This is a genomic window from Nonomuraea sp. NPDC052634 (assembly GCF_040678535.1).
Lineage (GTDB): Bacteria > Actinomycetota > Actinomycetes > Streptosporangiales > Streptosporangiaceae > Nonomuraea > Nonomuraea fastidiosa.
In genome coordinates this window covers 1-26824 of record NZ_JBFATY010000005.1, presented here as the reverse complement: position 1 = coordinate 26824, position 26824 = coordinate 1, and the positions used below count along the sequence as shown (strand labels likewise).

23 protein-coding genes, 1 pseudogene and 1 riboswitch are annotated in these 26824 nt (G+C 70.0%); of the genes and pseudogenes, 11 read left to right on the top strand and 13 right to left on the bottom strand.

Annotation, left to right across the window (positions count from 1 at the left end):
• A complete protein-coding gene (locus AB0K67_RS22560) occupies positions 1-747 on the top strand; it encodes a methylenetetrahydrofolate reductase (protein ID WP_364063350.1) in 747 nt (248 codons plus the stop codon).
• On the opposite strand, the gene AB0K67_RS22555 is transcribed toward AB0K67_RS22560, so the two are convergent.
• The 7 genes from AB0K67_RS22555 to purS all read right to left on the bottom strand — a co-directional run bounded on the left by AB0K67_RS22555 (position 708) and on the right by purS (position 8989).
• Positions 708-2177, bottom strand: coding sequence for an MFS transporter (locus AB0K67_RS22555; RefSeq protein WP_364063347.1), 1470 nt, complete (start codon positions 2175-2177; stop codon positions 708-710). The genes AB0K67_RS22560 and AB0K67_RS22555 overlap by 40 nt on opposite strands.
• 40 nt (positions 2178-2217) lie before the next feature.
• Positions 2218-2880 (bottom strand): Crp/Fnr family transcriptional regulator, encoded by a 663-nt coding sequence (locus AB0K67_RS22550; RefSeq protein ID WP_364063344.1) that lies wholly within the window; start codon positions 2878-2880, stop codon positions 2218-2220.
• A 45-nt stretch (positions 2881-2925) separates the two neighbouring features.
• On the bottom strand, positions 2926-4950 hold the full coding sequence (locus AB0K67_RS22545; RefSeq protein ID WP_364063341.1) for an adenylate/guanylate cyclase domain-containing protein: 2025 nt from the start codon (positions 4948-4950) through the stop codon (positions 2926-2928).
• 121 nt (positions 4951-5071) lie between these two features.
• Positions 5072-7321: a phosphoribosylformylglycinamidine synthase subunit PurL gene (gene purL, locus AB0K67_RS22540; protein WP_364063338.1), complete on the bottom strand. Its 2250-nt coding sequence runs from the start codon at positions 7319-7321 to the stop codon at positions 5072-5074.
• Complete coding sequence (purQ, locus tag AB0K67_RS22535; RefSeq protein ID WP_364063335.1) at positions 7318-7998, bottom strand: phosphoribosylformylglycinamidine synthase subunit PurQ; 681 nt, start codon at positions 7996-7998, stop codon at positions 7318-7320. Before purQ ends, purL begins: the two co-directional genes overlap by 4 nt.
• Positions 7999-8132: 134 nt before the next feature.
• Positions 8133-8522: an ATP-binding protein gene (locus AB0K67_RS22530; protein ID WP_364063332.1), complete on the bottom strand. Its 390-nt coding sequence runs from the start codon at positions 8520-8522 to the stop codon at positions 8133-8135.
• A gap of 221 nt (positions 8523-8743) precedes the next feature.
• Positions 8744-8989 (bottom strand): phosphoribosylformylglycinamidine synthase subunit PurS, encoded by a 246-nt coding sequence (gene purS, locus AB0K67_RS22525; protein WP_364063329.1) that lies wholly within the window; start codon positions 8987-8989, stop codon positions 8744-8746.
• A gap of 226 nt (positions 8990-9215) precedes the next feature.
• On the opposite strand from purS, the gene pdhA reads away from it, so the two are divergent.
• The 4 genes from pdhA (at position 9216) to AB0K67_RS22505 (ending at position 13210) form a co-directional block, all read left to right on the top strand.
• Complete coding sequence (pdhA, locus tag AB0K67_RS22520; RefSeq protein WP_364063326.1) at positions 9216-10307, top strand: pyruvate dehydrogenase (acetyl-transferring) E1 component subunit alpha; 1092 nt, start codon at positions 9216-9218, stop codon at positions 10305-10307.
• Between the two features lie 42 nt (positions 10308-10349).
• Complete coding sequence (locus tag AB0K67_RS22515; protein ID WP_364063323.1) at positions 10350-11330, top strand: alpha-ketoacid dehydrogenase subunit beta; 981 nt, start codon at positions 10350-10352, stop codon at positions 11328-11330.
• Positions 11331-11340: 10 nt separating this feature from the next.
• Positions 11341-12801: a dihydrolipoamide acetyltransferase family protein gene (locus AB0K67_RS22510; RefSeq protein WP_364063320.1), complete on the top strand. Its 1461-nt coding sequence runs from the start codon at positions 11341-11343 to the stop codon at positions 12799-12801.
• Between the two features lie 115 nt (positions 12802-12916).
• A complete protein-coding gene (locus AB0K67_RS22505; RefSeq protein WP_364063317.1) occupies positions 12917-13210 on the top strand; it encodes a Dabb family protein in 294 nt (97 codons plus the stop codon).
• Between the two features lie 16 nt (positions 13211-13226).
• Here the strand turns inward: AB0K67_RS22505 and AB0K67_RS22500 are convergent, their stop codons facing one another.
• Both AB0K67_RS22500 and AB0K67_RS22495 read right to left on the bottom strand, forming a co-directional pair.
• On the bottom strand, positions 13227-13490 hold the full coding sequence (locus AB0K67_RS22500) for a hypothetical protein (RefSeq protein WP_364063314.1): 264 nt from the start codon (positions 13488-13490) through the stop codon (positions 13227-13229).
• Between the two features lie 147 nt (positions 13491-13637).
• The gene (locus tag AB0K67_RS22495) at positions 13638-15443 is read right to left on the bottom strand and encodes an acyl-CoA dehydrogenase (protein WP_364063311.1); all 1806 of its coding nucleotides are present in this window, start codon (positions 15441-15443) and stop codon (positions 13638-13640) included.
• A 102-nt stretch (positions 15444-15545) separates the two neighbouring features.
• Here AB0K67_RS22495 and AB0K67_RS22490 point away from each other — a divergent pair, with 102 nt between their 5' ends.
• The 3 genes from AB0K67_RS22490 to AB0K67_RS22480 all read left to right on the top strand — a co-directional run bounded on the left by AB0K67_RS22490 (position 15546) and on the right by AB0K67_RS22480 (position 17200).
• The gene (locus AB0K67_RS22490) at positions 15546-16343 is read left to right on the top strand and encodes a methyltransferase domain-containing protein (RefSeq protein ID WP_364063308.1); all 798 of its coding nucleotides are present in this window, start codon (positions 15546-15548) and stop codon (positions 16341-16343) included.
• A gap of 23 nt (positions 16344-16366) precedes the next feature.
• A riboswitch (guanidine-III (ykkC-III) riboswitch) is annotated at positions 16367-16429 on the top strand.
• A 34-nt stretch (positions 16430-16463) separates the two neighbouring features.
• Positions 16464-16778, top strand: a complete 315-nt coding sequence (locus tag AB0K67_RS22485) for a multidrug efflux SMR transporter (protein ID WP_364063305.1) — start codon at positions 16464-16466, stop codon at positions 16776-16778.
• 32 nt (positions 16779-16810) lie between these two features.
• Positions 16811-17200 carry a VOC family protein gene (locus AB0K67_RS22480; RefSeq protein WP_364063302.1) on the top strand — a complete coding sequence of 130 codons (390 nt, stop codon included), beginning with the start codon at positions 16811-16813 and terminating at the stop codon, positions 17198-17200.
• A gap of 4 nt (positions 17201-17204) precedes the next feature.
• On the opposite strand, the gene AB0K67_RS22475 is transcribed toward AB0K67_RS22480, so the two are convergent.
• Complete coding sequence (locus tag AB0K67_RS22475) at positions 17205-17666, bottom strand: hypothetical protein (protein WP_364063299.1); 462 nt, start codon at positions 17664-17666, stop codon at positions 17205-17207.
• 67 nt (positions 17667-17733) lie between these two features.
• Between AB0K67_RS22475 and AB0K67_RS22470 the strand changes: the two are divergent.
• Both AB0K67_RS22470 and AB0K67_RS22465 read left to right on the top strand, forming a co-directional pair.
• A pseudogene (locus AB0K67_RS22470) lies at positions 17734-18150 on the top strand (GNAT family N-acetyltransferase); the annotation flags it as partial.
• A 60-nt stretch (positions 18151-18210) separates the two neighbouring features.
• Complete coding sequence (locus AB0K67_RS22465; protein WP_364064726.1) at positions 18211-18663, top strand: GNAT family N-acetyltransferase; 453 nt, start codon at positions 18211-18213, stop codon at positions 18661-18663.
• Here AB0K67_RS22465 and AB0K67_RS22460 read toward each other — a convergent pair.
• Entirely contained in the window at positions 18650-20659 is a 2010-nt protein-coding gene (locus AB0K67_RS22460; protein ID WP_364063296.1) for a molybdopterin-dependent oxidoreductase, read from the bottom strand. The genes AB0K67_RS22465 and AB0K67_RS22460 overlap by 14 nt on opposite strands.
• A 218-nt stretch (positions 20660-20877) precedes the next feature.
• Between AB0K67_RS22460 and AB0K67_RS22455 the strand changes: the two genes are divergently transcribed.
• Positions 20878-23253, top strand: coding sequence for a lysylphosphatidylglycerol synthase transmembrane domain-containing protein (locus tag AB0K67_RS22455; RefSeq protein ID WP_364063293.1), 2376 nt, complete (start codon positions 20878-20880; stop codon positions 23251-23253).
• Between the two features lie 10 nt (positions 23254-23263).
• On the opposite strand, the gene mgrA is transcribed toward AB0K67_RS22455, so the two are convergent.
• On the bottom strand, positions 23264-24256 hold the full coding sequence (gene mgrA, locus AB0K67_RS22450) for an L-glyceraldehyde 3-phosphate reductase (RefSeq protein WP_364063290.1): 993 nt from the start codon (positions 24254-24256) through the stop codon (positions 23264-23266).
• Positions 24253-26343, bottom strand: coding sequence for a S9 family peptidase (locus AB0K67_RS22445; RefSeq protein ID WP_364063287.1), 2091 nt, complete (start codon positions 26341-26343; stop codon positions 24253-24255). Before AB0K67_RS22445 ends, mgrA begins: the two co-directional genes overlap by 4 nt.
• Between the last annotated feature and the right edge of the window lie 481 nt (positions 26344-26824).

Below are 26824 nucleotides of genomic sequence, written 5' to 3'. Positions count from 1 at the left end.
ATGGCCTTCGAGCTGATCTGTGAGATCGAACCGCCGACCCGCCCCGATCTGAAGCACGTCAGGCATCAGATCGGCACGCTGAGCACGATCGCCCACGCCTTCCTCATCCCCGACAACCACATCGGCCGTGCCACCGTCTCCAGCGTGGCCGTGGCGCACGAGGTCGAGGCGATGGGCGGGCGCGGCATCGCCTGCCTCAACTCGCGCGACCGCAACCTCCTCGGGTTCCGCCGCGACCTGCTGACGGCCGCCGCGTACGGCGTCGAGCGCTTCCTGTTCGTCTACGGCGACAAGCCCGCGAGCGGCAACCGTACGAGCGATCTCACCGTGCGCTCGATGATCGAGGAGGCGCGGGAGTTCTCGCCCGGCTTCCAGGTGGGCGCGGGGGCGGCGCTGCGCCCGCTGCCGGCCTGGAAGCGCACAGCCGACTTCCTGTTCTCGCAGGTCAGCTTCTCGGTGGAGGCCCAGCTCCGCTGGCGCGATGAGCACCCCGTCGATCTGCCGGTCTACGCGGGCGTGATGGTGCTGGCCAGCGAGCGGCACGCCCGCACCCTGGCCGCCGCCATCCCCGAGATCGCCATCCCCGACGAGCTTGTGAGCGCGGTGGCGGCCGACCGGATGGCGGGGGTCGAGGCCGCGTGCGAGCAGGTGCTGGCGCTGCGCGAGAGCGGGGCGTTCGCCGGGGTGCACCTCATCCCGGTCGCCCGCTACCGCGAGGTGGAGGCGCGGCTGGCCGCCGCGCTCTGAGGCCGTGCCAGGACAGCGAGCACGGCCCCCGCCAGGGCCACGGCGGCCAGCACCGCGTACGCCCGCTGGAAGCCGTCCATGAGCTGTCCCACGGCCACCGGCGAGAGCGCCGACAGCGTGCCCGCGTACACCTGGGCGCGCAGCTCGGGCCCCACCGACGAGGTCAGCACGCTGAGCGACAGGCCGACGCTGAGCACGATGCCGACGTTCATCACCATCACCCGCAGCCCGTTCACCACGCCCAGGCTGCCGGCCGGCAGCTCGCTCATCACCTGGGTGGTGTTGCCGGTCAGGAACGTTCCGCTGCCGCAGCCGGCCACGAACAGCCCGATCCCGATCACCCAGTACGGCGTGCGCGCGCCGGCCGTCAGCGCCAGCGTGCCCAGCCCGGCCGCGCTCAGCAGTGCGCCGCCGACGGACAGCGCGTACGGCGACACCTTCCGCCCCAGCATGCCCACGATCGGCGAGGCCAGCCCGATCCCCACCGGCACGGGCAGCACGCTCAGCCCCGCCTCGAACGCGTCCACGCCCCGCGCCGCCTGGAAGTACAGCGCGACGACCAGGATCAGCGCCGAGCGGGCCAGCGCGTTGCAGAACGAGGCCAGGTTCGCGCACGCCAGCAGCCGCCCGCCGAACAGCCGCAGGTCGAGCACCGGGTTCTCCGACCGCCGCGCGGCCCACACGATCAGCGGCACCAGCACGGCGAACGCCGCCGCCCCCGCGAGCACGACCGGGCTGGAGACACCCCGCGAGCCCGCCTCCGACAGCGCCAGCAGCAGTGCCGACAACGCGGCGAACACCAGCACGTTGCCCAGCGCGTCCACCGGCTGCCTGGGCCGCCGGGGCATCCTGCGCAGGACCGCCGCGCCGACGCCGAGCGCGAGCAGCCCGGCGGGCACGTTCACCCAGAAGATCCACTGCCAGCCGGCCGTCTCCGCGATGAGGCCGCCTACGGTCGGCCCGGCGAGCTGAGCGACCGACATCGTGCCGATGTAGACGCCCATGCCCTGGCTGAGCCGCTCGGGCGGGAACGCGTCGGTGATGATCACCGTGCCGTTCGCCAGGATCATGGCCGCGCCGACCGCCTGTAACACGCGCATCGCGATGAGGAAGCCCACGGACGGCGACAGCCCGGCGAGCAGCGAGGCCAGCGTGAACAGCGCGAACCCCGTCAGGTAGACCTCGCGCCTGCCCAGCAGGTCGGCCACCCGGCCGAAGAACACCAGGCTCGCGGTGTTGACCAGCAGGAACGACAGCAGGATCCAGCCGGACTCCAGCGGGCCCGCCTGGAAGTGCCGCACGACGGCGGGCAGCGCCACGTTCAGCGTGCTGCCCGCGATGCCGATGAGGACCAGGCCCAGGCTGGTGACCGCGCAGACCCGCCAGGCGTAGCGCATGCGGGTGGCGTCGGGTGAGGTGACCGCGACCATGATTTCCACTATGACGTACGTCGTACGTCGTGGAATGTCATCATCTGGCGCGCTTGCGCAGACCCTCCAGGTCGTGGATGACCACCCGCCGCCTGCCGGTCTCGATCAGCCCCCGGTCGCGCAGCGCGCGCAGCGCCTTGCTGACGGCCTCGCGGGAGGCGCCGGTCCAGCCGGCCAGCTCGTCCTGCGAGAGCGGCAGCGCCACCCGCACGCCCTCGGCGGTCTTCTCGCCGTACCGCTCGGCCAGCTCGATCAGCCGGGTGGCGACCCTGCCGGTGGTGTCGAAGGCGCCGTACTCGATGCGCTTTCTGTCGGAGTCGCGCAGCTTGGCGCTGATCTGCTGCATGAGCAGCACCGCGACGCGGCCGTGGGACTCCAGGAACGAGACGAAGTCGCGGACGACGATGCCGGAGATCGGTTCGAGCGCGGTGACCGTGGTCGAGCGGGGCGAGCCGTCGATGGCCGACAGTTCCCCGATGAGCGCGCCTGGGCCGCGCACGGCCAGCACCACCTCCGTGCCGGCGCTGGTGTGCGACGAGCACTTCACCCGGCCGTCCAGCAGCACGAGGACCCAGTCGGACGTGTCGCCCTCGGTCATGATCGTCGTGCCGCGATCCCACCGCCGCTGGCGGCCGGCCGCTTTGAGCGACGCGACCTCCTCGTCGGTCAGCAGGGTGAGGAATTCGCCAGGTTCGGGGGCCATGCGCCGATTATGGCGGCAAGCGGACCCCGCATCTATGTCGATCTTCTAGTCGAGGCCCTTCAGCACGTACGCGGTCACCGGCTCTTCCTTGCCCTTCAGGCTGAGCGCGCCCAAAGAGTTCACCGAGACGTCATCTCCGAGCTGCCGGTACGTCGCCTCGCCGATCACCACCGTGCCGGGCTCGGCGATCGCCTGCAGCCGGGCCGCCACGTTCACGCAGTCGCCCATCGCGTTGAAGCCGCGCAGCTCGGGGCTGCCGATGTTGCCCACCAGCGCGGGCCCGGTGTTGACGCCCACCCGGAACGTCGGCCACTCCACGCCGTCGGAGCGCTGCCAGGCCATCTCCTCGGCCACCTCGGCGGCGGCCCGCTGCATCTCCAGCGCCGCCTTGCAGGCCGCCCGCGCGTGCCCCGGCTGCGTGGCCGGCGCGTTGAACAGCGCGAGCAGCGCGTCTCCCACGAACTGCACGATCGTGCCGCCGTTGCGGAGAATGCAGGGCACGGCGACCGTGTGGTAGCGGTTGAGCATGTCGACGATCTCGCCCGGAGTCACCTTCTCCGAGAACGTCGTGAAGCCCTTGAGGTCGGCGAAGAGCGCGGTCAGCTCCTTCACCTCGCCGCCCAGCTCCGCCTGCGCCGGGTCGGCGAGCAGCGCATGCGCCACGTCCGGCGACATGTACTGGTGGAACAGCGTGTGCAGCTCACGGTAGAGCCGGGCGTTCTCCAGCGAGATCGACAGCTGCCCGGCCAGGGTCGCGGCCAGCGCCTCGTCCTGGCTGGTACGCCCGATCGGCACCTCCAGCACGCCCGCCAGGTGGCCCTTGACGGTCAGCGGGAAGGCCAGCAGCCCGTCGCGCCTGATCGGGTCGTCGCCCGCGAACACGTACTCGCGCGAGCCGATCTGCGTCTTGCCGTCGGACACCAGCGCGATCTTCACATCACCGTACGCCTGCCGCACCCGCTCGAGCGAGGCCGTCAGCAGCTCGTCCTCGGGCAGACCGACCCGCGTCTTGACGCTCACGTCCACCAGCGCCGACAGCCGCTCCGACAGCTCGCGCTCCTCCGCCAGCGCCCGCCCGGCCCGGTCGAGCACGGCGGCCTGGCCCTCGTTGAGCCGGAACTTGCCCGACAGCCGGGCCGCCGCCAGCGGCTCGCCCTTGCGCACGTGCTCGACCAGCTCCTCCAGCGCCCGGTCGTAGTCGCGCCTGATGCGGGCCACGGTCTCCGACAGCGCCACCGAGTCGAACAGCCCCGCGCTCGACCCCTCGCGCCGGAACTGCAGGTAGGCGCTGTAGGCCACGAACCCGAACGCCAGCGTCAGCAGCAGGTGCCACTCCCACCACGACAGGTGCCAGTTGAGCTGCGACATCCCGGCCACCATCGACTCGGCGAGCAGCGCGTACGCGGTGATCAGGCTGACCAGCATCGCCGACGGGCGCCGCCGGTGCAGCAGGAACATCATCACCGCCGAGGCCGAGTACAGCAGCAGGCCCGGCACCGACCCCCACGTCAGCCAGCCGATCGGCGAGACCTCGGGCGGCTCGCTCACCGCGGTCAGGCCGGGCACCAGCGACACCACGCCCCACAGCGCCATGACGCCGAGCAGCGCGCCCCGGACGAAGTGCTGCCACGACAGCACTGCCGCAGCGACCCGCTCGCCCAGCGGCAGCGCGGAGACGAACGCGAACACCGCCGCGATCGACAGCCCGAGCTGCTGTCCCGCGTCGAAGCCGACCGAGCCGGCCGGCAGGATCACCTTGGGGGTGGCCAGGCCGTGCAGGAAGAAGAAGCCGGCGTTGGTGATGAACACCATGGACACCAGGAACAGCCGGGCGTCGCTGCGCCGCCGCGACGCCTCGCTGATGAGCACGCCGAGCACGAGGTTGACGCCGGCGATCAGGATGATCAGCCAGAAGTGGCTCGGGTTGTGCTGCCACGGGATGTTGAGGTGGTCGTTGGCCAGCAGCAGCCAGAGGCCGAGCATGGGCAGCGCCAGGTGGATGCCCCAGACCACGCCGCGTACGGGCTGGGTGGCCGGTGGGAGATAGGACGCCGGATCGGGGGTCGACACAGACCGATTATCCACGCGCACCCGCTGCCGCTACTGCGTCGTTTTACTCACCCGGAAAAGCACCGGCAGATGAAAAGGGCCGGTACGGATATCCGTACCGGCCCTCAGAAAAGTCGTCGCGTCAGCCGAACAGCGCGGGAAGCGTCGCGGTGTGCGTCTCCCGCAGCTCCTCGACCGGCACCTCGAACACGTCCTTGACGACCAGCGACGAGCCGCCGGTCTCGCCGAGCCCGTAGCAGGGCACGTCGTGCCGGCCGCACAGGGAGGCCAGCTCGTCGTACGCCTCGGGCCGCACCACGACCAGCGCCCGCGCCGCCGACTCGCTGAACAGGTCGGTGAACGGGTCGCCGGTCAGCTCGACGGTCGCGCCGATGCCCTTGGCCAGGCACGACTCGGCGAGCGCGATGGCCAGACCGCCGTCGGACAGGTCGTGGGAGCCTTCGAGCAGCCCGCGCCGCGCCGCCTCGACGAGCACGGTGCCGAGCGCCTCCTCGGCCTCCAGGTCGGCCTGCGGCGGCAGCCCGCCCAGGTGGCCGTGGACGACGTGGGCCCACTCCGAGCCGCCGAACTCCTCGTGGGTGTCGCCCAGCAGCACGACCCGCAGCCCCTCCGCTACGAACCCGGTGGGCACCCGCTTGGCGACGTCGTCGATGACGCCGAGCACGCCCACCACCGGCGTCGGGTGGATGGCGGTCGAGCCGGTCTGGTTGTAGAAGGAGACGTTGCCGCCGGTCACCGGCACGCCCAGGGTCTTGCAGGCGTCGGCGAGCCCGCGCACGGCCTCGGCGAACTGCCACATGACCTCGGGGTCCTCGGGAGAGCCGAAGTTGAGGCAGTTGGTGACGGCGAGCGGCTTCGCGCCGGTGACGGCGACGTTGCGGTACGCCTCGGCCAGCGCGAGCTGCGCCCCCGCGTACGGGTCGAGCTTGGCGTAGCGGCCGTTGCCGTCGGTGGACAGCGCGATGCCCCGGGTGGTCGGCTCGGCGCCCGCGATGGCCTCGGAGATGCGCAGCATGCCCGCGTCGGCCGGCTGGGCCAGCACGGTGTTGGAGCGCACGTAGCGGTCGTACTGGTCGGTCACCCACGCCTTGGAGGCGAGGTTCGGCGAGCCGAGGAGCTGCAGCAGCGTGTGCCGCAGGTCGGTCGGGCGCGGGAGCCGGTCGGGGGTGTCGGCGTTGAGCGCCGCCTGCCCGGCGGGCTCGTGGAACGGCCGCTCGTAGACCGGCCCGTCGTCGGCCGCGGTGCCCGGCGGGATGTCGACGATGACCTCGCCGTTCCAGGTCATGACGAGCCTGCCGGTGTCGGTGACCTCGCCGATGACGGTGGCCGGGACGTCCCACTTGGCGCAGATCGCCATGAACGCCGGGATGTCGTCGGGCCGGACCACGGCCATCATGCGCTCCTGCGACTCGCTCATGAGGATCTCCTCGGGCCTGAGCGAAGGGTCGCGGAGCGGGACGAGGTTGAGGTCGACGGTCATGCCGCCGGTGCCCTTGGCGGCCAGCTCGGTGGTGGCGCAGGAGACGCCGGCCGCGCCGAGGTCCTGGATGCCGACCACGACGTCGGCGGCGTACAGCTCCAGGCAGCACTCGATGAGCAGCTTCTCCATGAACGGGTCGCCGACCTGCACGGCGGGCCGCTTGGCCTGCGACTCGTCCTCGAACGTGGCGCTGGCCAGCACCGACGCGCCGCCGATGCCGTCGGGGCCGGTGGCCGCGCCGAACAGCACGACCTTGTTGCCCGGCCCGGGGGCGGTGGCGAGTTTGATCTGGTCCTTACGGAGCAGGCCCACGCACAGCGCGTTGACCAGCGGGTTGCCGATGTAGCAGGGGTCGAAGGCGACCTCGCCGCCGATGTTGGGCAGCCCGAGGCAGTTGCCGTAGCTGCTGATGCCCTCGACCACGCCGGGCAGCACCCGCCGGGTGTCGGGGGCGTCGGCGCCGCCGAAGCGCAGCGCGTCCATGACCGCGATCGGGCGCGCGCCCATCGACATGATGTCGCGCACGATGCCGCCGACGCCGGTGGCCGCGCCCTGGTGCGGCTCGACGTAGGACGGGTGATTGTGCGACTCGATCTTGAACGTGGCCGCCCAGCCGTCGCCGATGTCGACCACGCCGGCGTTCTCACCCATGCCCACCAGCAGCGCGTCGGACTTCGGCGCCTTGGTGGCGAACTGCTTGAGATGGACCTTGGACGACTTGTACGAGCAGTGCTCGGACCACATGACGCTGTAGATGGCCAGCTCCGAGCCGGTGGGGCGGCGGCCCAGGATCTCTTTGACCCGGTCGTACTCGTCCTGCTTCATGCCCAGCTCGGCGAAGGGCATCGGCTCGTCGGGGGTCTGCGCCGCGCGCTGCACGGTGTCAGTCATGCGTTCACCAGGTTCTTCAGGATGGAGGTGAAGATGCCGAGGCCGTCGGTGCTCGGGGCGCCGACCAGCTCCTCGACGGCGTGCTCGGGGTGCGGCATGAGCCCGACGATGTTGCCGGCCTCGTTGCGGATGCCGGCGATGTCGTTGAGCGAGCCGTTGGGGTTGCCGATGTAGCGGAAGACCACGTGCCCGCCCGACTCCAGCGCGGCCAGCGTGTCGTCGGAGGCGACGTAGCGGCCCTCGCCGTGCTTGATCGGCAGCACGATCTCCTGGCCCTGCGCGAAGTTGTTGGTCCACGCCGTCTCGGTCTGCTCGACCCTGAGCCGCTGGTCACGGCAGACGTAGTGGAGCGAGGCGTTGCGGGTGAGCGCGCCGGGCAGCAGGTGCGCCTCGCAGAGGATCTGGAAGCCGTTGCAGGTGCCGATGACCGGCAGGCCCGCCTTGGCGGCGGGCACCAGCTCGTCCATGATCGGCGCGAACCGGGAGATGGCGCCGCAGCGCAGGTAGTCGCCGTAGGAGAAGCCGCCGGGCAGGAAGACCGCGTCGACTCCCTTCAGGTCGTGGTCGGCGTGCCACAGCGGGACCGCCTCCGCGCCCACGAGGCGCACGGCTCTGGCTGCGTCCTGATCGTCGAGAGTGCCGGGAAACGTGACAACGCCCACACGGGCAGCGCTCATGACAGTCGTCCCCTCCGGAGGAATGCGCACGCCACCGTCCCATCGGGGCGGTTCGGCGGTATCACCAGGTTATCGGGTGCGCTCCGGTGGTCGGCATCGGCTCGGACGCGGGACGTACGCGCAGGTGGAGCGGGTCACACGGCGGCGAGCTCCCGGGGACGCGCCTCGGCGTCGTCGTCGTCCCAGGAGAGGTTCTTGCGCAGGTGGACCGTGGTGCCACGGCCCGGCGTGACGCCGAACGAGATCTCATCGACGACCGAACGCATGATCAGCAGGCCGCGGCCGTTCTCGGTGTCGGGAGGAGGGAAGTGCGGAGGCATCGTCGGCACCCCGTCACCGTTGTCGGCCACGCGTACGTCGCAGTGGCCGGCACCGATCGCCGCCGTCACCTCGTAGCGGTTGGCCGGCCCTCCGTGCCGGACCGCGTTGGAGCACGCCTCGGAGACGGCGAGCAGCATGTCGGCGATGCACGTCTCGCTCACGTTGAGTGAACGCATGGCGTCGCCTAGCACTCGCCTGACCATCGGTATGCCGATCGCATCCCGAGGCAGTGCCAACGAGAACTCAATATCCACCGGACTCCTCCGGGCTCCGGAATGTCACCTGGAGTAGGTTTCCCTGAGAAAACGGGGCTAACCGCAAAATCACGTTGTTGTTATTTACTGTTGGCAAGCCCGTGGGATTGTGGCACGCCCGAACCCGGCTTTAACCACCCCAGGGGAAATCCAGCCCCCAAATGTGCCTTCTACCCCTCAACCCGGACGACGTAGTCCTCGATCACGGTGTTGGCGAGCAACGTCTCAGCCATCTTGCGCACTTCGGCGAGCGCCGCCTCGTCGGCCGGGCCTTCGATCTCCAGCTCGAAGCGCTTGCCCTGGCGGACGGCGGAGACGCCGGAGAAGCCGAGCCTGGGCAGCGCCCTGGCGATCGCCTGGCCCTGCGGATCGAGGATCTCGGGCTTCAGCATGACGTCCACGATGACGCGGGCCACTGCGTTCCTCCTGGGAGCGGTGGGTGGATGGGAAGCACAGCCTACCGGCGCGTGTGCCTGCCGACACAACGGGAACGGGGAGGACGAGGGGCTTGCGCGCAGGGCTGTGATGTCTGCCACGATGGCCCCAAAAGCGTACGAACCTCCACCTCCCGGTTCGGCGCTACGAAGGCTGGCCTAAGGTGGCAACCCCACCCCGGACCGGCCCCGACCACAGGAGTGGCACGTGACACAAGACGCCTCTCGTGGTGCTGACGCACCTCCTGAGCTCGTCCAGTTGCTCACCCCCGAGGGAGAGCGGGTCGAGCATCCCGACTACGACATCGATCTGACCTCCGAGGAGGTCCGGTCGCTCTACCGCGACCTGGTGCTGGTCCGGCGCATCGACCTGGAGGCCGTCGCCCTGCAACGCCAGGGCGAGCTCGGCATCTGGGCCTCGCTGCTCGGCCAGGAGGCCGCGCAGATCGGTTCGGGGCGCGCGCTGACCGACTCCGACATGGCCTTCCCCACCTACCGTGAGCACGGCGTGGCCTGGTGCCGCGGCGTCGACCCGGTGAAGCTGCTCGGCCTGTTCAGAGGGGTCAACCACGGCGGGTGGGACCCCAAGGAGCACAACTTCCACCTCTACACGATCGTCATCGGCAGCCAGACCCTCCACGCGGTCGGCTACGCCATGGGCATCCAGCGCGACGACGCCAGCGCCGCCACCATGGTCTACTTCGGCGACGGCGCCACCTCCCAGGGCGACGTCAACGAGTCGTTCATCTGGGCGAGCGTGTTCAACGCGCCGATCGTCTTCTTCTGCCAGAACAACCAGTGGGCCATCTCCGAGCCGCTGGAGAAGCAGACCCGCATCCCCCTCTACCGGCGGGCATCCGGCTTCGGCTTCCCCGGCGTCCGGGTGGACGGCAACGACGTCTTCGCCTGCCTCGCCGTGACGCGCAAGGCGCTGGAGGCGGCGCGTACCGGCCAGGGTCCGACGCTGATCGAGGCGTTCACCTACCGGATGGGCGCCCACACCACCACCGACGACCCCACCCGCTACCGGGTCGCCAGCGAGCTGGAGGCGTGGAAGCTCAAGGACCCGATCGAGCGGGTCAAGTCGTACCTGTTCAAGACCGAGCAGGCCGACCAGGCGTTCTTCGACTCGGTCGAGGCCGAGGCCGACCAGCTCGGCGCCGACCTGCGCAGGCGGTGCCTGGCCATGCCCGACCCCGAGCCGCTGGCCATCTTCGACCACGTCTACAGCGAGCCCCACGCCCTGATCGACCAGGAGCGCGCCCAGTTCGCCGCGTACTTGGAGGGGTTCCGTGACTGAGCGAGGCGAACTGGGCGGCCGGTTCTGGGCGAAGGAGGCGTCGTGACCGTACTCAGCCTGTCCAAGGCGCTCAACGAGGGCATGCGCAAGGCCATGGAGGACGATCCCAAGGTCCTCATCATGGGCGAGGACGTCGGCAAGCTGGGCGGCGTGTTCCGGGTCACCGACGGGCTGCAGAAGGACTTCGGCGAAGACCGTGTCATCGACACCCCGCTCGCCGAGTCCGGCATCATCGGCACCGCGATCGGCCTGGCGCTGCGCGGCTACCGGCCGGTGTGCGAGATCCAGTTCGACGGGTTCGTCTTCCCCGCCGCCGACCAGATCATCACCCAGCTCGCCAAGATGCCGATGCGCTCGCTCGGCGCGATCAAGCTGCCCGTCGTCGTCCGCATCCCCTGCGGCGGCGGCATCGGCGCGGTCGAGCACCACAGCGAGTCGCCCGAGGCGTACTTCACGCACACCGCAGGGCTGCGCGTGGTGGCCTGCTCCAACCCCGCCGACGCGTACACGATGATCCAGCAGGCCATCCGCAGCGACGACCCGGTGATCTTCTTCGAGCCCAAGCGGCGCTACTGGGAGAAGGCCGAGATCGACACCTCCTCCACCGACTGGTGGCCGCCGCTGCACGCCGCCAGGGTCGTACGCCCCGGCTCCGACGCGACGCTGCTGGCCTACGGCCCCATGGTGAAGACCTGCCTGGAGGCCGCCGCTGCGGCCGAGGACGACGGGCGCTCGCTGGAGGTCATCGACCTGCGCTCGCTCAACCCGCTGGACGAGCCGGTCGTCATGGAGTCGGCGCGGCGTACCGGCCGGGTCGTGGTCGTGCACGAGGCGCCCGTCAACAGCGGCTTCGGCGCCGAGCTGGCCGCCAGGATCACCGAGCAGTGCTTCTACCACCTGGAGTCGCCCGTGCTGCGCGTCGGCGGCTTCTCGACCCCCTATCCGCCCTCGAAGCTGGAGGAGCACTACCTGCCCGACCTGGACCGCGTGCTCGACGCCGTCGACCGGACCTTCGGGTACTGAGGGGGTTGCGATGCGACGCGAGTTCAAGCTGCCCGACGTCGGCGAGGGCCTGACGGAGGCGGAGATCGTCCGCTGGCACGTCAAGCCCGGCGACGAGGTCAAGGTCAACCAGATCGTGGTGGAGATCGAGACGGCGAAGTCCATCGTCGAGCTGCCGATCCCCTGGGACGGCGTGGTGGCCGGGCTCATGGCGGGCGAGGGCGAGACGGTCGACGTGGGCGTCCCGATCATCGCGGTGGACACCGCGGGCGAGGACGGGGCACCCGCGGCGGCTCCCGAGGCGCCTGCCGACGACATGGTGCCGCAGCCGCCCGCCGAGGGCGCGGTGGAGCCGGGCGTGCACGGCAGCCCCGCACCCAAGGAGGAGCGCCAGGCGGTCCTGGTCGGCTACGGCGTGAAGACCGGCGCGACCAAGCGCCGCCCGCGCAAGCAGGCCGCGCCGGGCCGGCCCACGAACCCGCTGGCCAACCCGGACCGCGTGGGCCTGGACGCCCCGCTCTCCAGCCCGCCGCCGCCCACCGCGACCAGGCCGCCCGCCCCCGCACCCGCCCCTGCGCCCGCTCCCGCCGCAGGTCCCGCTGCGGCTCCCGGTCAGGCGCGGCCGCTGGCCAAGCCCCCCGTACGCAAGCTCGCCAAGGACCTCGGCGTCGATCTCGCCACGGTGACGGGCACGGGCCCCCAGGGCACGATCACCCGCGAGGACGTCCAGGCCGCGGCGGCACGGGCGCAGCAGCGGCAGCAGCCGGTCGCGGCGGTGAGGGCCCCCCAGGAGCGCGAGGAACGCATCCCGATCAAGGGCGTGCGCAAGATGACCGCCCAGGCCATGGTGACCAGCGCCTTCACCGCCCCGCACGCCACCGAGTTCCTCCAGGTGGACATGACGGCCACCATGGACGCCGTGCGCCGCCTGCGCGAGCTGCCGGAGTTCGCGCAGGTCAAGGTGTCGCCGCTGCTGCTGGTGGCCAGGGCGGTGCTGACGGCGATCGGCAGGCACCCGATGATCAACTCATCGTGGGACGAGGACGCCCAGGAGATCGTGGTCAAGCACTACGTGAACCTGGGGATCGCCGCCGCCACCCCGCGCGGCCTGGTGGTGCCGAACGTCAAGGACGCGCACGAGCTGTCGCTGCCCGAGCTGGCCGCGCGGCTCGCGGAGCTGACGGAGACGGCCAGGGCGGGCCGCACGCAGCCCGCGGAGATGGCGGGCGGCACGTTCACGATCACGAACGTCGGCGTCTTCGGCGTCGACGGCGGCACCCCGATCATCAACCCCGGCGAGGCCGCGATCCTCGCCTTCGGCCAGGTCAGGGACATGCCGTGGGTGGTGGACGGCGCGCTGGCGGTGCGCAAGGTGGCGACGCTGTCGCTGTCGTTCGACCACCGCATCGTGGACGGTGAGCTGGGCTCGCTGTTCCTGCGCGACGTGGGCGCGATGCTGGAGGACCCCATCAGGATGCTCGCCTGGAGCTGACACCGGTACGACGGCCGCCGGGAGGACCCCTCTCCCGGCGACCGCCGTACGGCGGGGACACCCGCACCCACCGACCTCAGAGTCGCCTGAGGCCCCTCCAGATACAGTGGCTTTCATGATTCGCCACATCGTGCTGTTCACCTGGAGCGACGACGCGATCGACGAGCAGAAGGCCGCGGTGCCCGAGGCTCTGAAGACGCTGCCGGGCCTGATCCCGGAGATCAAGTCGTACACGTACGGCCGGGACGCCGGCATCAACCAGGGCAACTACGACTTCGCGATAGTGGCGGACTTCGACAGCACCGACGACTACCTCGTCTACCGCGACCACCCCGAGCACCAGGCGATCATCGCCGGGCACATCAAGCCGATCGTGGCCTCGCGCGCCGCCGTCCAGCTCAGCCTCTGAGCGGCCTCCGGGGGTCTCAGACCTCCGGCGGGTGGTTCTCGCGGTGCATCAGCCGGCCTTCGGACGTGCTGCCCCGGCGAGGGGCCAGCACGATGCTCAGCACGATCCCGGCGCCGCCGACGATCATGAAAATGAGGCCGATGACGTCCATGTGCACGCTCTGGCCGAAGACGTCGGGCTCGATCGCGAACCTCAGGATGGCGCCAAGCGTGAGGAAGAAGATGCTTACCCCGACACCCATGACGACCTCCAGGGAAAAGACGCGTACCGCCACGGTCATACCCGGGTAAGGCACAGCGCACCCGTCGATATCACGCCAGAGGTGACAGAGAGCGCCCGGCCCTGCCCGCGCTCAGCCGGGCGACGAGTGCCACCGCTCCTGGCTGCGCCCGCGCAGGACACAGCCAGGAGACGGGGATGAAGGGGGTCAGAAGGCGGCCTCGGGCAGCTCCATCAGCTCCTGGCCGGTGGAGTCGAGGCTGCGGCGCTCGGCGGCCAGGCGGGGCAGCACGGTCTTGGCGAAGAACGAGGCCGCGGCGACCTTGCCGAGGTAGAACGGGTCCTCGCCGCCGGACAGCTTCTCCAGCGCGACCTCCGCCTGGCGCTGCAGCAGCCAGCCGATGATGAGGTCGCCGAGCGCGAGCAGGAACCTGGTCGTGTTCAGGCCGACCTTGTAGACCTCCTCGGGCTTCTCCAGCGAGGCGAGCGCCCAGCCCGCCATCGTGTCGCCCATGGCCTTGACCTCGGCGGCGGCCTCGGCGAGCAGCTTGCGCTCCTCCTTCAGCCGGCCGTTGCCCGCCTCGGAGGCGGCGAACTCGTTGATCTCGGCGAGCAGCTTGCCGATGGCCGAGCCCTGGTTGCGCAGGATCTTCCTGAAGAACAGGTCCTGGCCCTGGATGGCGGTGGTGCCCTCGTACAGGGTGTCGATCTTGGCGTCGCGGATGTACTGCTCGATCGGGTAGTCCTGGAGGTAGCCCGAGCCGCCCAGGGTCTGCAGCGAGCGGGCGAGCAGCTCGTACGACCGCTCGGACCCCACGCCCTTGACCACCGGCAGCAGCAGGTCGTTCATCTCGTCGGCGTGCCGGTCTTCCGGGTCGATGAGCAGGGCGTCCTGGAAGGTCGCGGTGTAGAGCACCAGCGCGCGCATGCCCTCCACGTACGCCTTCTGCAGCATCAGCTCGCGCCGCACGTCGGGGTGGTGGGTGATGGTGACCCTGGGGGCGCTCTTGTCGGCGCTCTTGGTCAGGTCGGCGCCCTGCACGCGGGCCTTGGCGTACTCCAGGGCGTTGAGATAGCCGGTGGACAGCGTGGCGATGGCCTTGGTGCCGACCATCATGCGGGCGTGCTCGATGACCATGAACATCTGCTTGATGCCCTCGTGCACCTCGCCCACCAGCCAGCCGACCGCCGGGTGCTTGTCGCCGAAGGTCAGCTCGCAGGTCGTGGAGACCTTCAGGCCCATCTTCTTCTCGACGTTGGTGACGTAGACGCCGTTGCGCTCGCCCAGCTTCCCGGTCTCGAGGTCCACGTGGTACTTCGGCACCAGGAACATCGACAGGCCCTTGGTGCCGGGGCCGTGGCCCTCGGGGCGGGCCAGCACGAGGTGGAAGATGTTCTCCGCCATGTCGTGCTCGGCGCTGGTGATGAAGCGCTTGACGCCCTCGATGTGCCAGGTGCCGTCAGGCTGCCTGATCGCCTTCGTACGGCCCGCGCCCACGTCGGAGCCGGCGTCGGGCTCGGTCAGCACCATCGTGGCGCCCCAGTTGCGCTCGATGGCCAGCTCGGCGAAGCGCTTCTGCTCGGGGGTGCCGAGCCGCCACAGCGTGTACGCGAAGTTCGGCCCGGCCGCGTACATGTAGAGCGCCGGGTTGGCGCCGAGCACCATCTCCGCGGTGGCCCAGGCGACGCTGCGCGGCAGGCCGGGTCCGCCCAGGTCGGCGGGCAGGTCGAGGTTCGCCCAGCCGCCGTCGACCAGCGCCTTGTACGACTTCTTGAAACCCTCGGGGAGCTTCACGGAGCCGGTGGCCGCGTCGAACACGGGCGGGTTCCTGTCGCCCTCTTCAAAGGAGTCGGCGAGCACGCCGGTCGCCAGGCGGTTCATCTCGTCGAGCACGGAGCGTACGACGTCCTCGTCGATCTCCGCGAAGGGCCCGGTGCCGAGGATCTCGCCTCTCCCGAAGACCTCGAAGAGGTTGAATTCCAGGTCACGCACGTTGCTCTTGTAGTGGCCCATGGGCGTCGATCTCCTTGAACCGAGGCTGCTGTACTGGTCAGTAACCTTACTCTGCAATGCTACCCACGGGTAACCCACGGCATGCATGGCATGCTCGTCTCCATGGACGCCGAAGAACTCGCCGCGCGCTGGCGAGAGCGACTCGAATCCTGGGCGATTCCGGATGAGATCCTGGCCAAGGCCGTCGCGGACCCGTGGAGCCATTCGCCGGAGAGGTTCGGCACCCGTACGGACCGGGCGCTGGCCGAGCCCGACGACGGCCCCACCATGACCCGGCTGTCGGAGGCGCTGCCCGACAAGGGCACGCTGCTCGACGTGGGTTCGGGGCCCGGCGCGTCGTCGCTGCCGCTGCACGAGCGCATCGGCCACCTCTACGCCGTCGACACCTCCGCCTCCATGCTCCAGGGGCTGACGGCCAGGGCGGAGAAGCTGGGCGTGCCGGTCACCACGGTCGAGGGGCGCTGGCCCGACGTCGCCGATCAGGTGCCGGTCGCCGACGCCACCATCTGCGCGCACGTTGTCTACAACGTCCCCGACCTGGCGCCCTTCCTGCGCGCGCTCGACGAGCACACCAAGGGGCGGGTGGTGATCGAGCTGCCGGACCGCCACCCCATGAGCTGGATGACCCCGCTGTGGCAGCATTTCCACGGCGTCGACCGGCCGGTGCGGCCCATCGCGGAGGACTGCGTGGCGCTGGCGGCCGCCATGGGCTTCCCCGTCCAGGTGGAGGAGCGGGAGTCCCCCCTGGAACGCTTCAACTCCCTGGAGGAGCTGGCCCAGAGCGTCTGCCGCCGGGTGTGCCTCGACCCGTCGCGGGCCGAGGAGGTCGCCGAGACGGTCCTCGAGCTGGGCATGTGGCCCCTGCCGCGGGACCGGTGGGTCACCATCTGGTGGGAATGATCGCACGCGGGGCCACGTTGCCCTGAGTGAGCCGACGAGGCTCCCGGACGAGACGCGCCGTACCCGGTACGCCAAGACGACGCACCCGAGTCAGTCATCGTCATCGAGGGAGCAACCATCATGGCGTGGATCGTCCTGGTACTGGCCGGCCTGTTCGAGGTCGCCATGGCCCTGTCGCTCAAACTCAGCAACGGTTTCAGCAACCTGTGGTGGACGCTGTCGTTCGCCGTCACCGCCGTGCTGAGCTTCGGGCTGCTGTCGTACGCGCTGAAAAGCCTGGAAGTGGGCACCGCGTACGCCGTGTGGACCGGCGTCGGCGCGGCCGGCACGGCCATCCTCGGCATGATCGCCATGGGCGATCAGGTGTCGCCGGCCCGGCTGATCTGCATCGCCCTGATTCTGGCGGGCGTCATCGGGCTGCGAACACTGGCTTGACGCCTTTGATGGTGTCGTGCTGGGCTGTCTCCATGATCGAGATTCACGCCGTCACCTTTGACGCGGCCGACCCGTACGAGATCGCGAGCTGGTGGAGCAAGGTCACCGGGCTGCCCTTGGGGGAGGGCGACAAGCCGGGCGACGACGCGGTGATGCTGCGCACGAAGCAGGACCCCTACCTGCTGTTCATCAGGGTGCCCGAGGGCAAGACGGTGAAGAACCGGCTGCACCTCGACGTCAACGCCACCGAGGGCAGGACCCGTGACCAGGAGGTCGAGCGGCTGATCGGGCTGGGGGCGACCGTCTACCAGGATCTGCGCAATCCCGACGGCACCGGGTGGGTCACCATGCTCGACCCCGAGGGCAACGAGTTCTGTGTGTGCAGGTCACCGCAGGAGCGGGCCGCTTCCGCGGCCGGATGAGGGTCTAGTGCGCTGATCGCGCCCGTCCCCGCAGGCAGAGCGTCGCGACGCCGGCGATGAGGTAGACGAGCACGCCGTTCCACAGCGCGTCCCAGCCGGCGCCGAAGACCCCCTCGCCGTCCAGCACGAGCTGCACGGGGTAGTCGAGCACGGCCATGATGCCGGCGGGCAGGAGCGCGAACTTCCACGGGTGCCGCAGCGACCAGTGCCTGGCCTGCCGGGTGACCCGGTCGCCCTCCTCGGGCTTGGACACCGCGCCGATGGCGGCGACCAGCGAGAACAGCGCGATGCCGAGACCCAGCGCCCACGACAGGTCGCCGCCGTCGCCGATGACCGCGTCCCAGAGCAGGCCGACGGCGGCCACCGCGCCGCCGGTGATGGCGGCGGTCTTCCATGGCGCGCCGCGCAGCGCGGCGGCCGAGAGCGAGACCTCGTCTCGTCGGGTTATTTCGTTCATGTCAGCCATGCTGCCGTTCGTACCTGCCGAGAGGCATCGGGGGCGGACCCTGAGCTGTCCCTGACATGATGTCGCCATGACGGACATCCCGCTTGTTCCCCTCGGGCCCGGTGACGAAGATCGGTTGCGCGATGTGCGGCTGCGCGCGTTGCAGGACACGCCCGACGCGTTCGGCTCCTCGTACGCCAGAGAGGTCGAGTTCACCCCGCAGAAGTGGGCGGAGCGGCTGGCCAACCCCGACAGCCGCTACTGGGTGGCCACATCCGGCGGCCAGGACGTCGGCCTGGTCTGCGTGCTGCTCGAAGACGAGGGCAGGCACGCCCACCTGCTGTCCATGTGGGTCGCCCCCGAGGCCAGAAGGAAGGGCGTCGCCTCCCGGCTGGTGGACGCCGCCGTGGAGTGGGCAAGGAGCACCGGGGCCGAGGAGATGGGCCTGTGGGTCGTGGACACCAACCACGCCGCCCGCGCCCTGTACGCCGCCAAGGGCTTCACCCCGAGCGGCAGGACCATGGCCCTGCCGTCCAACCCGTCGCTCATGGAGTCCCACTACGTGATGTCGCTCATCTTCCGCCCCGCGCGCAGGGACGACGTGCCCGCCATCGTCGCCATGCTGGCCGACGACCCGCTCGGCGCGCAGCGCGAGGGCGACCCCGGCGACGAGCGCTACCTCGCCGCCTTCGAGCGCATCGACGCCAACCCCTACGACGAACTGATCGTGGCCGAGCGCGAGGGCAAGGTCGTGGGCACCATGCAGCTCACCTACCTCGCCGGTCTGTCCCGCCTGGGCGCGGAGCGCTGCCAGATCGAGGCGGTCAGGGTCGCCGCCGCGGCGCGCGGCCAGGGCCTCGGCCGCAAGATGATCACCTGGGCGATCGACCGGGCCAGGGCGCGCGGCTGCGCGCTGGTGCAGCTCACCTCCGACAAGACGCGTACGGACGCGCACCGCTTCTACGCCTCGCTCGGCTTCACCGACTCCCACGTCGGCTACAAGCTCAAGCTGGACTGATCTCCACCAGGTTGTCGTGGAAGCCCGCGCCGCGCCCCATGTCGGCGTCCCGCTCGGCCACGACGGCGTTGGGATTGGCGCCGCCGGGGCTGAGCTTGGGCCAGCGGCCCTTCGTCGAGGCGACCACGCCGGCCGACACCCGGTCGCTGATCTCCACGTCCGCGAGGAACTCGCCGCCGTCGTTGTGCACGCGCACCCGCTGGCCGTCCTTCAGCCCCCGCGCCTCGGCGTCGGCCCGGTTGACCAGCACCACCGGATCCTTGGCCCGCCGCCGCAGCTCCGGGTTGTTGCCGAAGGTCGTGTTGAGGAACGTGTGCGAGGCCGGCGTCACCAGCCGCAGCCGGTACGGCGAGCCGTCCGCCGCGACGGTCGTGTGCGGCGGCACGTACGCCTCGCCCTTCCTCGGAAAGCGCATGCGGCCCGACCGCGTCGGGAAGCCGTCGGCGAACGGTATGAAGGGCTTGGGGTAGTTCATCCGCACCCAGCCCTCCTTGCGGAGCCTGTCGAGCGTGATGCCCTCAAGCGAGGGATGCCCGCTGTTCAGTAGCTGCTCGGCCAGCTCCAAGTCCGAGTCGTACAGCGACGGCTCGGTCATCCCCATGTGCGCCGCCAGCCGCCGGAACGTCTCCGTCGTCGACAGGCACTCGCCGGGCGGCTGCACCGCCTGCTCGTTCCACACCAGGTACATGTGCCCGTAGCCGGCGTGCAGGTCGTGGTGCTCGGTCTGCATGGTCGCGGGCAGCACGATGTCGGCGTAGTCCACCGTGTCGGTGGGGAAGTGCTCCATGACGACCGTGAACAGGTCCTCGCGCATGAGGCGCCGCCTGATCGCGTTCGAGTCGGGGGAGGAGCCCACCGGATTGGCCGCGTACACCCACAGGCACTTCACCGACTCGTCGAGCTGCGAGGCCAGCTTCGTCATCACCAGCGTGCGCACCGGGCCTGGCAGCAGGTCCTCGCGGGTGTCGATGTTGAGGTGCACGTGATCGCTGGTCGAGAAGGCCATGCCGCCGCCCTGGTAGCGCCAGTCGCCGGTCACCGAGGGGACGGCGGAGATCGTCCGCAGCGCCGTGCCGCCGCCCTTGTGCCGCTGCAGCCCGTGCGTGGCGCGCAGCCCGGTCGGGCGCGTGTGCGCCAGCCTCATCCCCAGCCTGTGGATGTCCTCGGCCGCAATGCCGGTGATCTCCGCCACCTTCTCGACCGGGTGGGCCAGGATCTCCTCGCGGAACTCCGCCCAGCCCTCGGTGTGGGCCTCCAGGTACTCGTCGTCCTGGGCGTTCTCGGCCAGCACGACGTTGAGCAGGCCGAGCGCCAGCGCCGCGTCCGTGCCCGGCCTGATCGGCAGCCACTCGTCCGCCTGGTCGGCCGTCCTGGTGCGGATCGGGTCGATCGCCACCACGTACGCGCCGTCCGCGCGCGCCTGCTGGATGAACTTCCACAGGTGGTGGCCGCTGGTCAGCGTGTTCGTGCCCCACAGCAGGATGAGCTTCGAGTGCGCGAAGTCCTCGGGGTCCATGCCGGCCGCGGTGCCGTTCGTCCGGCGCAGGCCGCTGTTACCGGCCCCCGAGCAGATGTTCAGCCAGTGCTTGGACGCGCCCAGCATGTTCCAGAACCGCCGGCCCGCCACGCCCTCGCAGCCCTGGATGTAGCCGAGCGTGCCCGTGCCGAGGTACGGCCAGATGGCCTCGCCGCCGTACTCGTCCACGATGGCGCGCAGCCGCGTGGAAATCTCGTCGAGCGCCTCGTCCCACGTGATCCGCTCGAACCGCCCCGAGCCCTTAGGCCCGACACGCCGCAGCGGATAGAGGATGCGATCGGCGGCCCGGGTCTGCTCGAGGTAACGGTTGACCTTCACGCACAGCGCGCCCCTGGTGTAGGGCTGATCCGGGTTGCCGCGCAACGTGACGGCGCGGCCGTCCTCCACTCCGACCACCCACGAGCAGGTGTCCGGGCAGTCAAGCGGACAGGCCCCCAATACTCTCAATGCACCCGACATGCGACACAGCCTATGTCGCCACGTACACAGGAATTCAAAGGTGAACCGGGGGAAGGGCAGCGTGTAGCCTGCCCCCTGCGACGACTGCGGGGGGACGGTCGGGCACAGTGAAGGCCTCGAGATCGTACAGTCCGCCACGGGAAGGTGCAGAATCGCTGTCGGTGGCCGATATCAGGGAACGAGATGACACGGAGGACCTCACGGAGGGGGATCCTGCCGTGGCCGAGTCACGCGCGGAAACCGACGTCTACGTCGTAGAACCGCTGCTGCCTCAGCGCCTGCGCCGCCCCTCCGACCTGCTGCGCTTCTTCGCCACGCTCATCGTGCTCGGCGCGGTGATCCTGCTCGCCCTCGTCGCCAAGCAGACGCTCATCGGCCTGGAGGCCGATGTCAAGGAGGGCGCCGAGCTGGTGCCGCTGCTCAGCAGGATCGCCGCCTTCCTCGGTGGCGCGGCCGTGCTCATCGTGCCCGTGGCCTTCGCGGTCGAGCGCGTCTTCCACCGCGACGGCCTGCGCGTCGCGGAAGGGCTCATCGCCGCCATCGTCGGCATGGCCGGCTCGTTCCTGCTCGGCCAGTGGCTCGTCAGCGGCACCATGGAAGATCTGCGCGTGCTGCTCACCGGCGACCGGACGATCGAGCCGCTCAACACGCTGCTCACCTCCGTCGTCGCCTACGCCACCGCCGTCCGCATCTCCCGCCGCCCCACCTGGCGGATGCTGATGTGGACCACCGTCGCGCTCTACATCCTGGCCTTCTTCTCCGGCCGCCAGATCACCATCCCGAGCGCCATCGTCACCGTCCTGGTCGGCATGGCCATCGGCTACGCCACCCTCTACGGCGTCGGCAGCCCCAACACCCGCCCGCCGGGCAGCGCCGTCGTGGCCGCCCTGCGCAAGCTGTCGTTCTCCCCGGTCTCCGCCCGCCGCGTCGAGGACGACTATCAGGGCAGCCGCCGCTACGCCGTCGGGCTCAAAGACGGCACCAGCCTCGACGTCACCGTCCTCGACCGCGACCGGCAGGTGGCCGGGCTGCCGTACCGGCTGTGGCGGCGCATCAGGCTCAACTCCGAGACCCGCCGCCGCGCCATCCGGTCGCTGCGCGCCGAGCTCGAACGCGAGGCCCTCATGGCGTACGCCGCCCAGGCCGCGGGCGCCAGCACCCCCCGTCTGCTCGGCACCAGTGAGATCGGCACCGAGGCGGCCCTGCTCGCCTACGAGCACATCGAGACCCGCCCGCTCGACGAGGTGCCCGACGAGGAGATCGACGACCAGCTGCTCCACCAGATCTGGGAGCAGGTCGCGCTGCTGCAGATCCAGCGTCTCGCCCACCGCAGGCTCACCGGCGACAGCATCCACATCGACACCGCCGGCCGCGTCGTGCTCACCGACGCCCGCAGCGGCGAGGTCGCCGCCGGAGACCTGCTGCTCAGGCTCGACGTCGCCCAGCTGCTCACCTACCTCGCGCTGCGCGTCGGCCCCGAGCGCTCCGTGCGCGCCGCGGCCGACGTCATGGGCCCCGACGCGCTGGCCGCCGCCATGCCGCTGCTACAGCAGATCGCGCTCACCCGGGAGACGCGCGCCGCGCTGGCCAAGGCCAAACACGTGCTGCCCGGCATCCGCGACCAGATCGTCGCGCTCAAGCCGCAGAGCAAGGTCGAGGAGATCCGCCTCGAACGCTTCCGCCCCCGCACGCTCATCACGATCATCGCCAGCACGATCGCCGCCTACATCGTGCTCTCCCAGCTCAGCCAGGTCGACGTCTACCACGTCGTCACCACGGCCAACTGGGCCTGGTCGGGCCTTGCGCTGGTGGCCTCGTTCCTGAGCTTCGTGGCCGCCGCGCTCATGCTGCGCGGTTTCGTGCCCGAGCACCTGCCGCTGTGGCGCACGGTGCTCGTGCAGTTCGCGTCCTCGTTCGTCAAGCTCGTCGCGCCCGCCGCGGTGGGCGGTGTCGCGATCAACACCCGATACCTGCAAAAGCGCGGCATCCACCCGGCCAGCGCGGTGGCCAGCGTGGGGGCCTCGCAGCTCATCATGCTGGTCTTCCACATCGGGCTGCTCGCGCTGTTCGCCTACATCACCGGCTCGAGCACCGCCACCTCGTTCACGCCGTCACGCGGGCTCGTGCTCGCGCTGCTCGGCGTCGCGGTGCTCGTCGTGGTCGTGCTCGGCGTGCCGCCGCTGCGCCGCCTGATCACCGGGCGGCTGAGCAAGCTGTTCTCGAACGTGCTGCCGCGGCTGCTCGACGTGCTCCAGTCGCCGCGCAAGATGATCGAGGCCGCCACCGGCACGCTCATGATCACCCTGATGTTCGTGCTCTGCCTCGACGCGTGCATCGCCGCCTTCGGCCACGACATCAGCTTCACCGCCGTGGCCGTCGTCTACCTCACCGCCAACGCCATCGGCTCGGCCGCGCCCACACCGGGCGGTCTGGGCGCGGTCGAGCTGGCGCTGGTCGGCGGCCTCGTGCTGGCCGGGGTGCCGAAGGAGCTGGCCACCTCGGCGGTGCTGCTCTACCGGCTGCTCACGTTCTGGCTGCCGGTGCTGCCCGGCTGGGCCTCGTTCACCTACCTGCAGCGCCACGAGGCCCTCTGACCGCGCGTGCTCAGCTGCGGCGGCGGGACTCGGTGATCTTGTCGATGGCCGCCAGCTCGTCCTGCGTGAACGCGGGCCCGTCCACGCACGCCACGTTGTCCTCGAGCTGCTTGACGCTGCTCGCCCCGATCAGCACGCTCGTCACCCGCGAGTCGCGCAGCGTCCACGACAGCGCCATCTGCGCCAGCGTCTGACCCCGCGTCTTCGCGATCTCGTTGAGGTCGCGGGCCAGGTCGCGGTCGATCTGGTCCTCGCTCAGGAACCGGCTGGTCGCCGCCCGCGAGTCGGCCGGCACGCCGTCGAGGTAGCGGTCGGTCAGCAGGCCCTGCGCCAGCGGCGAGTAGACGATGCAGCCCATGCCCGCCTCCTCCAGCGTGTCCAGCAGCTCGTCCTCGATCCACCGGTTGATCATCGAGTACGACGGCTGGTGGATGAGCAGCGGCGTGCCCAGCTCGCGCATGATCCGCGCGGCCTGCGCCGTCTGCTCCGCCGAGTAGTTGGAGATGCCCGCGTACAGCGCCTTGCCCGAGCGCACCGCGCGGTCGAGCGCGCCCATGGTCTCCTCGAGCGGCGTCTCCGGGTCGGGACGGTGGCTGTAGAAGATGTCCACGTACTCCAGGCCCATGCGCTTGAGCGACTGGTCCAGGCTGGCCAGCACGTACTTGCGCGAGCCCCACTCGCCGTACGGGCCCGGCCACATGTCGAAGCCCGCCTTGGTCGAGATGACCAGCTCATCCCGGTACGGCAGGAAGTCCTCGCGCAGGATCCGCCCGAAGTTGCTCTCCGCCGACCCGTACGGAACCCCGTAGTTGTTGGCCAGGTCGAAGTGCGTCACCCCGAGGTCGAACGCCCGCCGCAGGATCGCCCGCGAGTTCTCGATCGGCCGGTTGTCGCCGAAGTTGTGCCACAGACCCAGCGACACCGCCGGCAGCTTGAGCCCGCTGCGCCCGCTGCGGTTGTACGGCTGCCGCTCGTAGCGCCGCTCGTCGGCCTGATACGTCATGACGTGCCTTTCTCGATGATCCAGGACAGCGCGAACGCCTCTTCACGCCAGGCGTCGTACCGTCCGCTGCGCCCGCCGTGCCCCGCGCCCATCTCCGTCTTCAGCAGGAACGGCCCGCCGCGCGCCGTGGCGCGCAGCTTCGCGATCCACTTCGCCGGCTCGTGGTAGAGCACGCGGGTGTCGTTCAGGCTGGTGATCGCCAGAATCGGCGGGTACGGCCTGCCGTCCACGTTCTCGTACGGCGAGTAGCTCTTCATGTACGCGTAGACCTCGGGGTCGTGCAGCGGGTCGCCCCATTCGTCCCATTCGATCACGGTCAGCGGAAGCGACGGATCGAGGATGGTGTTGAGCGCGTCCACGAACGGCACCTCGGCCACGACACCCGCGAACTCCTCGGGGGCCAGGTTCGTCGCCGCGCCCATCAGCAGCCCGCCCGCCGAGCCGCCGCGCGCCACGACCTTGCTGCTCAGGCCCGCCGCCTTCATGTGCCTGGCCGCCGCCACGAAGTCGGTGAACGTGTTGCGCTTGCGGGTGAGCTTGCCCTGCTCGTACCAGCTCCTGCCCATCTCGCCGCCGCCCCGCACGTGGGCGATCGCGAAGATGAACCCCCGGTCGAGCAGCGACAGCCGGGGCACGGAGAAGCTCGGGTCGATCGAGGTCTCGTAGCTGCCGTAGCCGTACAGGACGGTGGGGGCGGGCGTGGCCGCGTCCTTGCGCTTGACGAGCGAGATGGGGATCTTCGTGCCGTCCTCGGCCGTGGCCCACTCGCGGGCCTGCTCGTAGTCGGCCGGGTCGTAGCCGCCGAGCACCGGGCGCTGCTTGAGCAGGATCAGCTCGTGGGAGTCGAGGTCGTAGTCGTAGACGCTGGGCGGGGTGATCATGCTCGTGTACGCCAGGCGCAGCCGCCGCGTGGTGAACTGCGGGTTGCCCGCCGGGCCGACGTCGTACAGCGGCTCGGGGAAGTCGATCTCGTAGGCGTTGCGCTCGGCCGCCTCCACCCGCTCGCGCCAGCTCGCGCCGTCGGCCGGGTAGGGCAGGATCCGCAGCCCGGTCAGGCCGTCGCGGCGGAAGTGCACCACCGCGTGGTCGGAGAACGCGTCGATCTCCAGCAGCCTGGTGTCGGACCGGTGGGGGATGATCGGGGTCCACGTGCCAGGGTCGTCGAGGGGCGCCGTGGCCAGCTCGAAGTTCTCGGCGTTCTCGTTGTGCAGGATGTAGAAGAAGTCGCCGGCGTGCTCGACGCCGTACTCCACGCCGGTCTGCCGGGGCCTGACGATCGTGAACTCGCCGCCGGGGTCGCTCGCGTCGAGGATCCGCACCTCGCTGGTGATCTTGCTGCCCGCGCCGAGCACGAGGTACTTCTCGCTGCGGGTCAGCCCGATGCCCACCCAGAAGCGCTCGTCGTTCTCCTCGTAGACGAGCACGTCGTCCTGAGTGCCCAGGGTGTGGCGGTAGACCTGGTACGGACGCCAGGCGTCGTCGACGCGGGTGTAGAAGAACGCCGAGGCGTCGGCCGCCCATGCGCCGCCGTAGAAGATGTCGGTGATCTCGTCGGGCAGGATCTCGCCCGTCTCAAGGTTCTTGAACCTGAGCGTGAAACGCTCGTCGCCCTTGTAGTCGGTCGAGAAGGCCAGCATCTTGCCGTCGGGGGAGACCGAGCTGGTGCCGATCGAGAAGAACTCGCTGTCGCCGGCGAGCTCGTTGCCGTCGAGGATCACCTGCTCCTGGTCGAGCCGCTCGCCGGGGGTGATCTCCGGTGGCGTCTCGCTGTCGGCGGGGACCCGGCACGAGATCGCGTACTGCTTGCCCTCCTCCGTACGCGTGAAGTACCACCACGCGCCCTTGCGGCTGGGCACCGACAGGTCGGTCTCCTGGGTGCGGCTCTTGATCTCCTGGAACACCTGCTCCTGGAGGTCCGACAGGTGAGCGGTCTCCTGCTTGAGGAATTCGTTCTCCGCCTCCAGATAGGCGGTGGTGTCGGGATCGTCCTTGTTGCTCAGCCAGGCGTACTCGTCGATGACGGTGTCGCCGTGATGGGTGCGCTCCGTAGGGATCTTCTTCGCCACTGGCGGCGTGTTGCTGCTCACGTGGGGAGTCTATGTTCGGTTGTGATCGTTCTGTTGCCGGAGAAGCCGGAGAACGGGCTCGAGCGGTGGAAGGGCGCTGCTAATCTTTAAGAGCCGACGGGGTCCGGCACAACCCACTTCCTTCACTTCGGTGACATAGGTGTGGTGTGTCCGGGATCGTCGGTAATCCCCTGCGACGCGCTGGTTCGGAGATCGATTCGCGGATCGGTCGAAGGGCTGGTAACTTAGAGGGGTTGTCTCCGAAAGGGGACGCGGCTTAATTCTTGGCAAGTCGTTCGATTCGGGTCAATTTGACAGGGCTCGGGGCGGCTGAAAAGATTAAGACACAACAAAACGAACGGAGTGAACGCCTCCGCCGCCGGGATCGCGGATGTGGTTTCGGTCGGGGATGTACGCGTCCGTTTCTTGAGAACTCAACAGTGTGTTAAAAGCCAGTGCATGATGCATTACCCCGTCATGTTTCCATGACGTGGATTCCTTT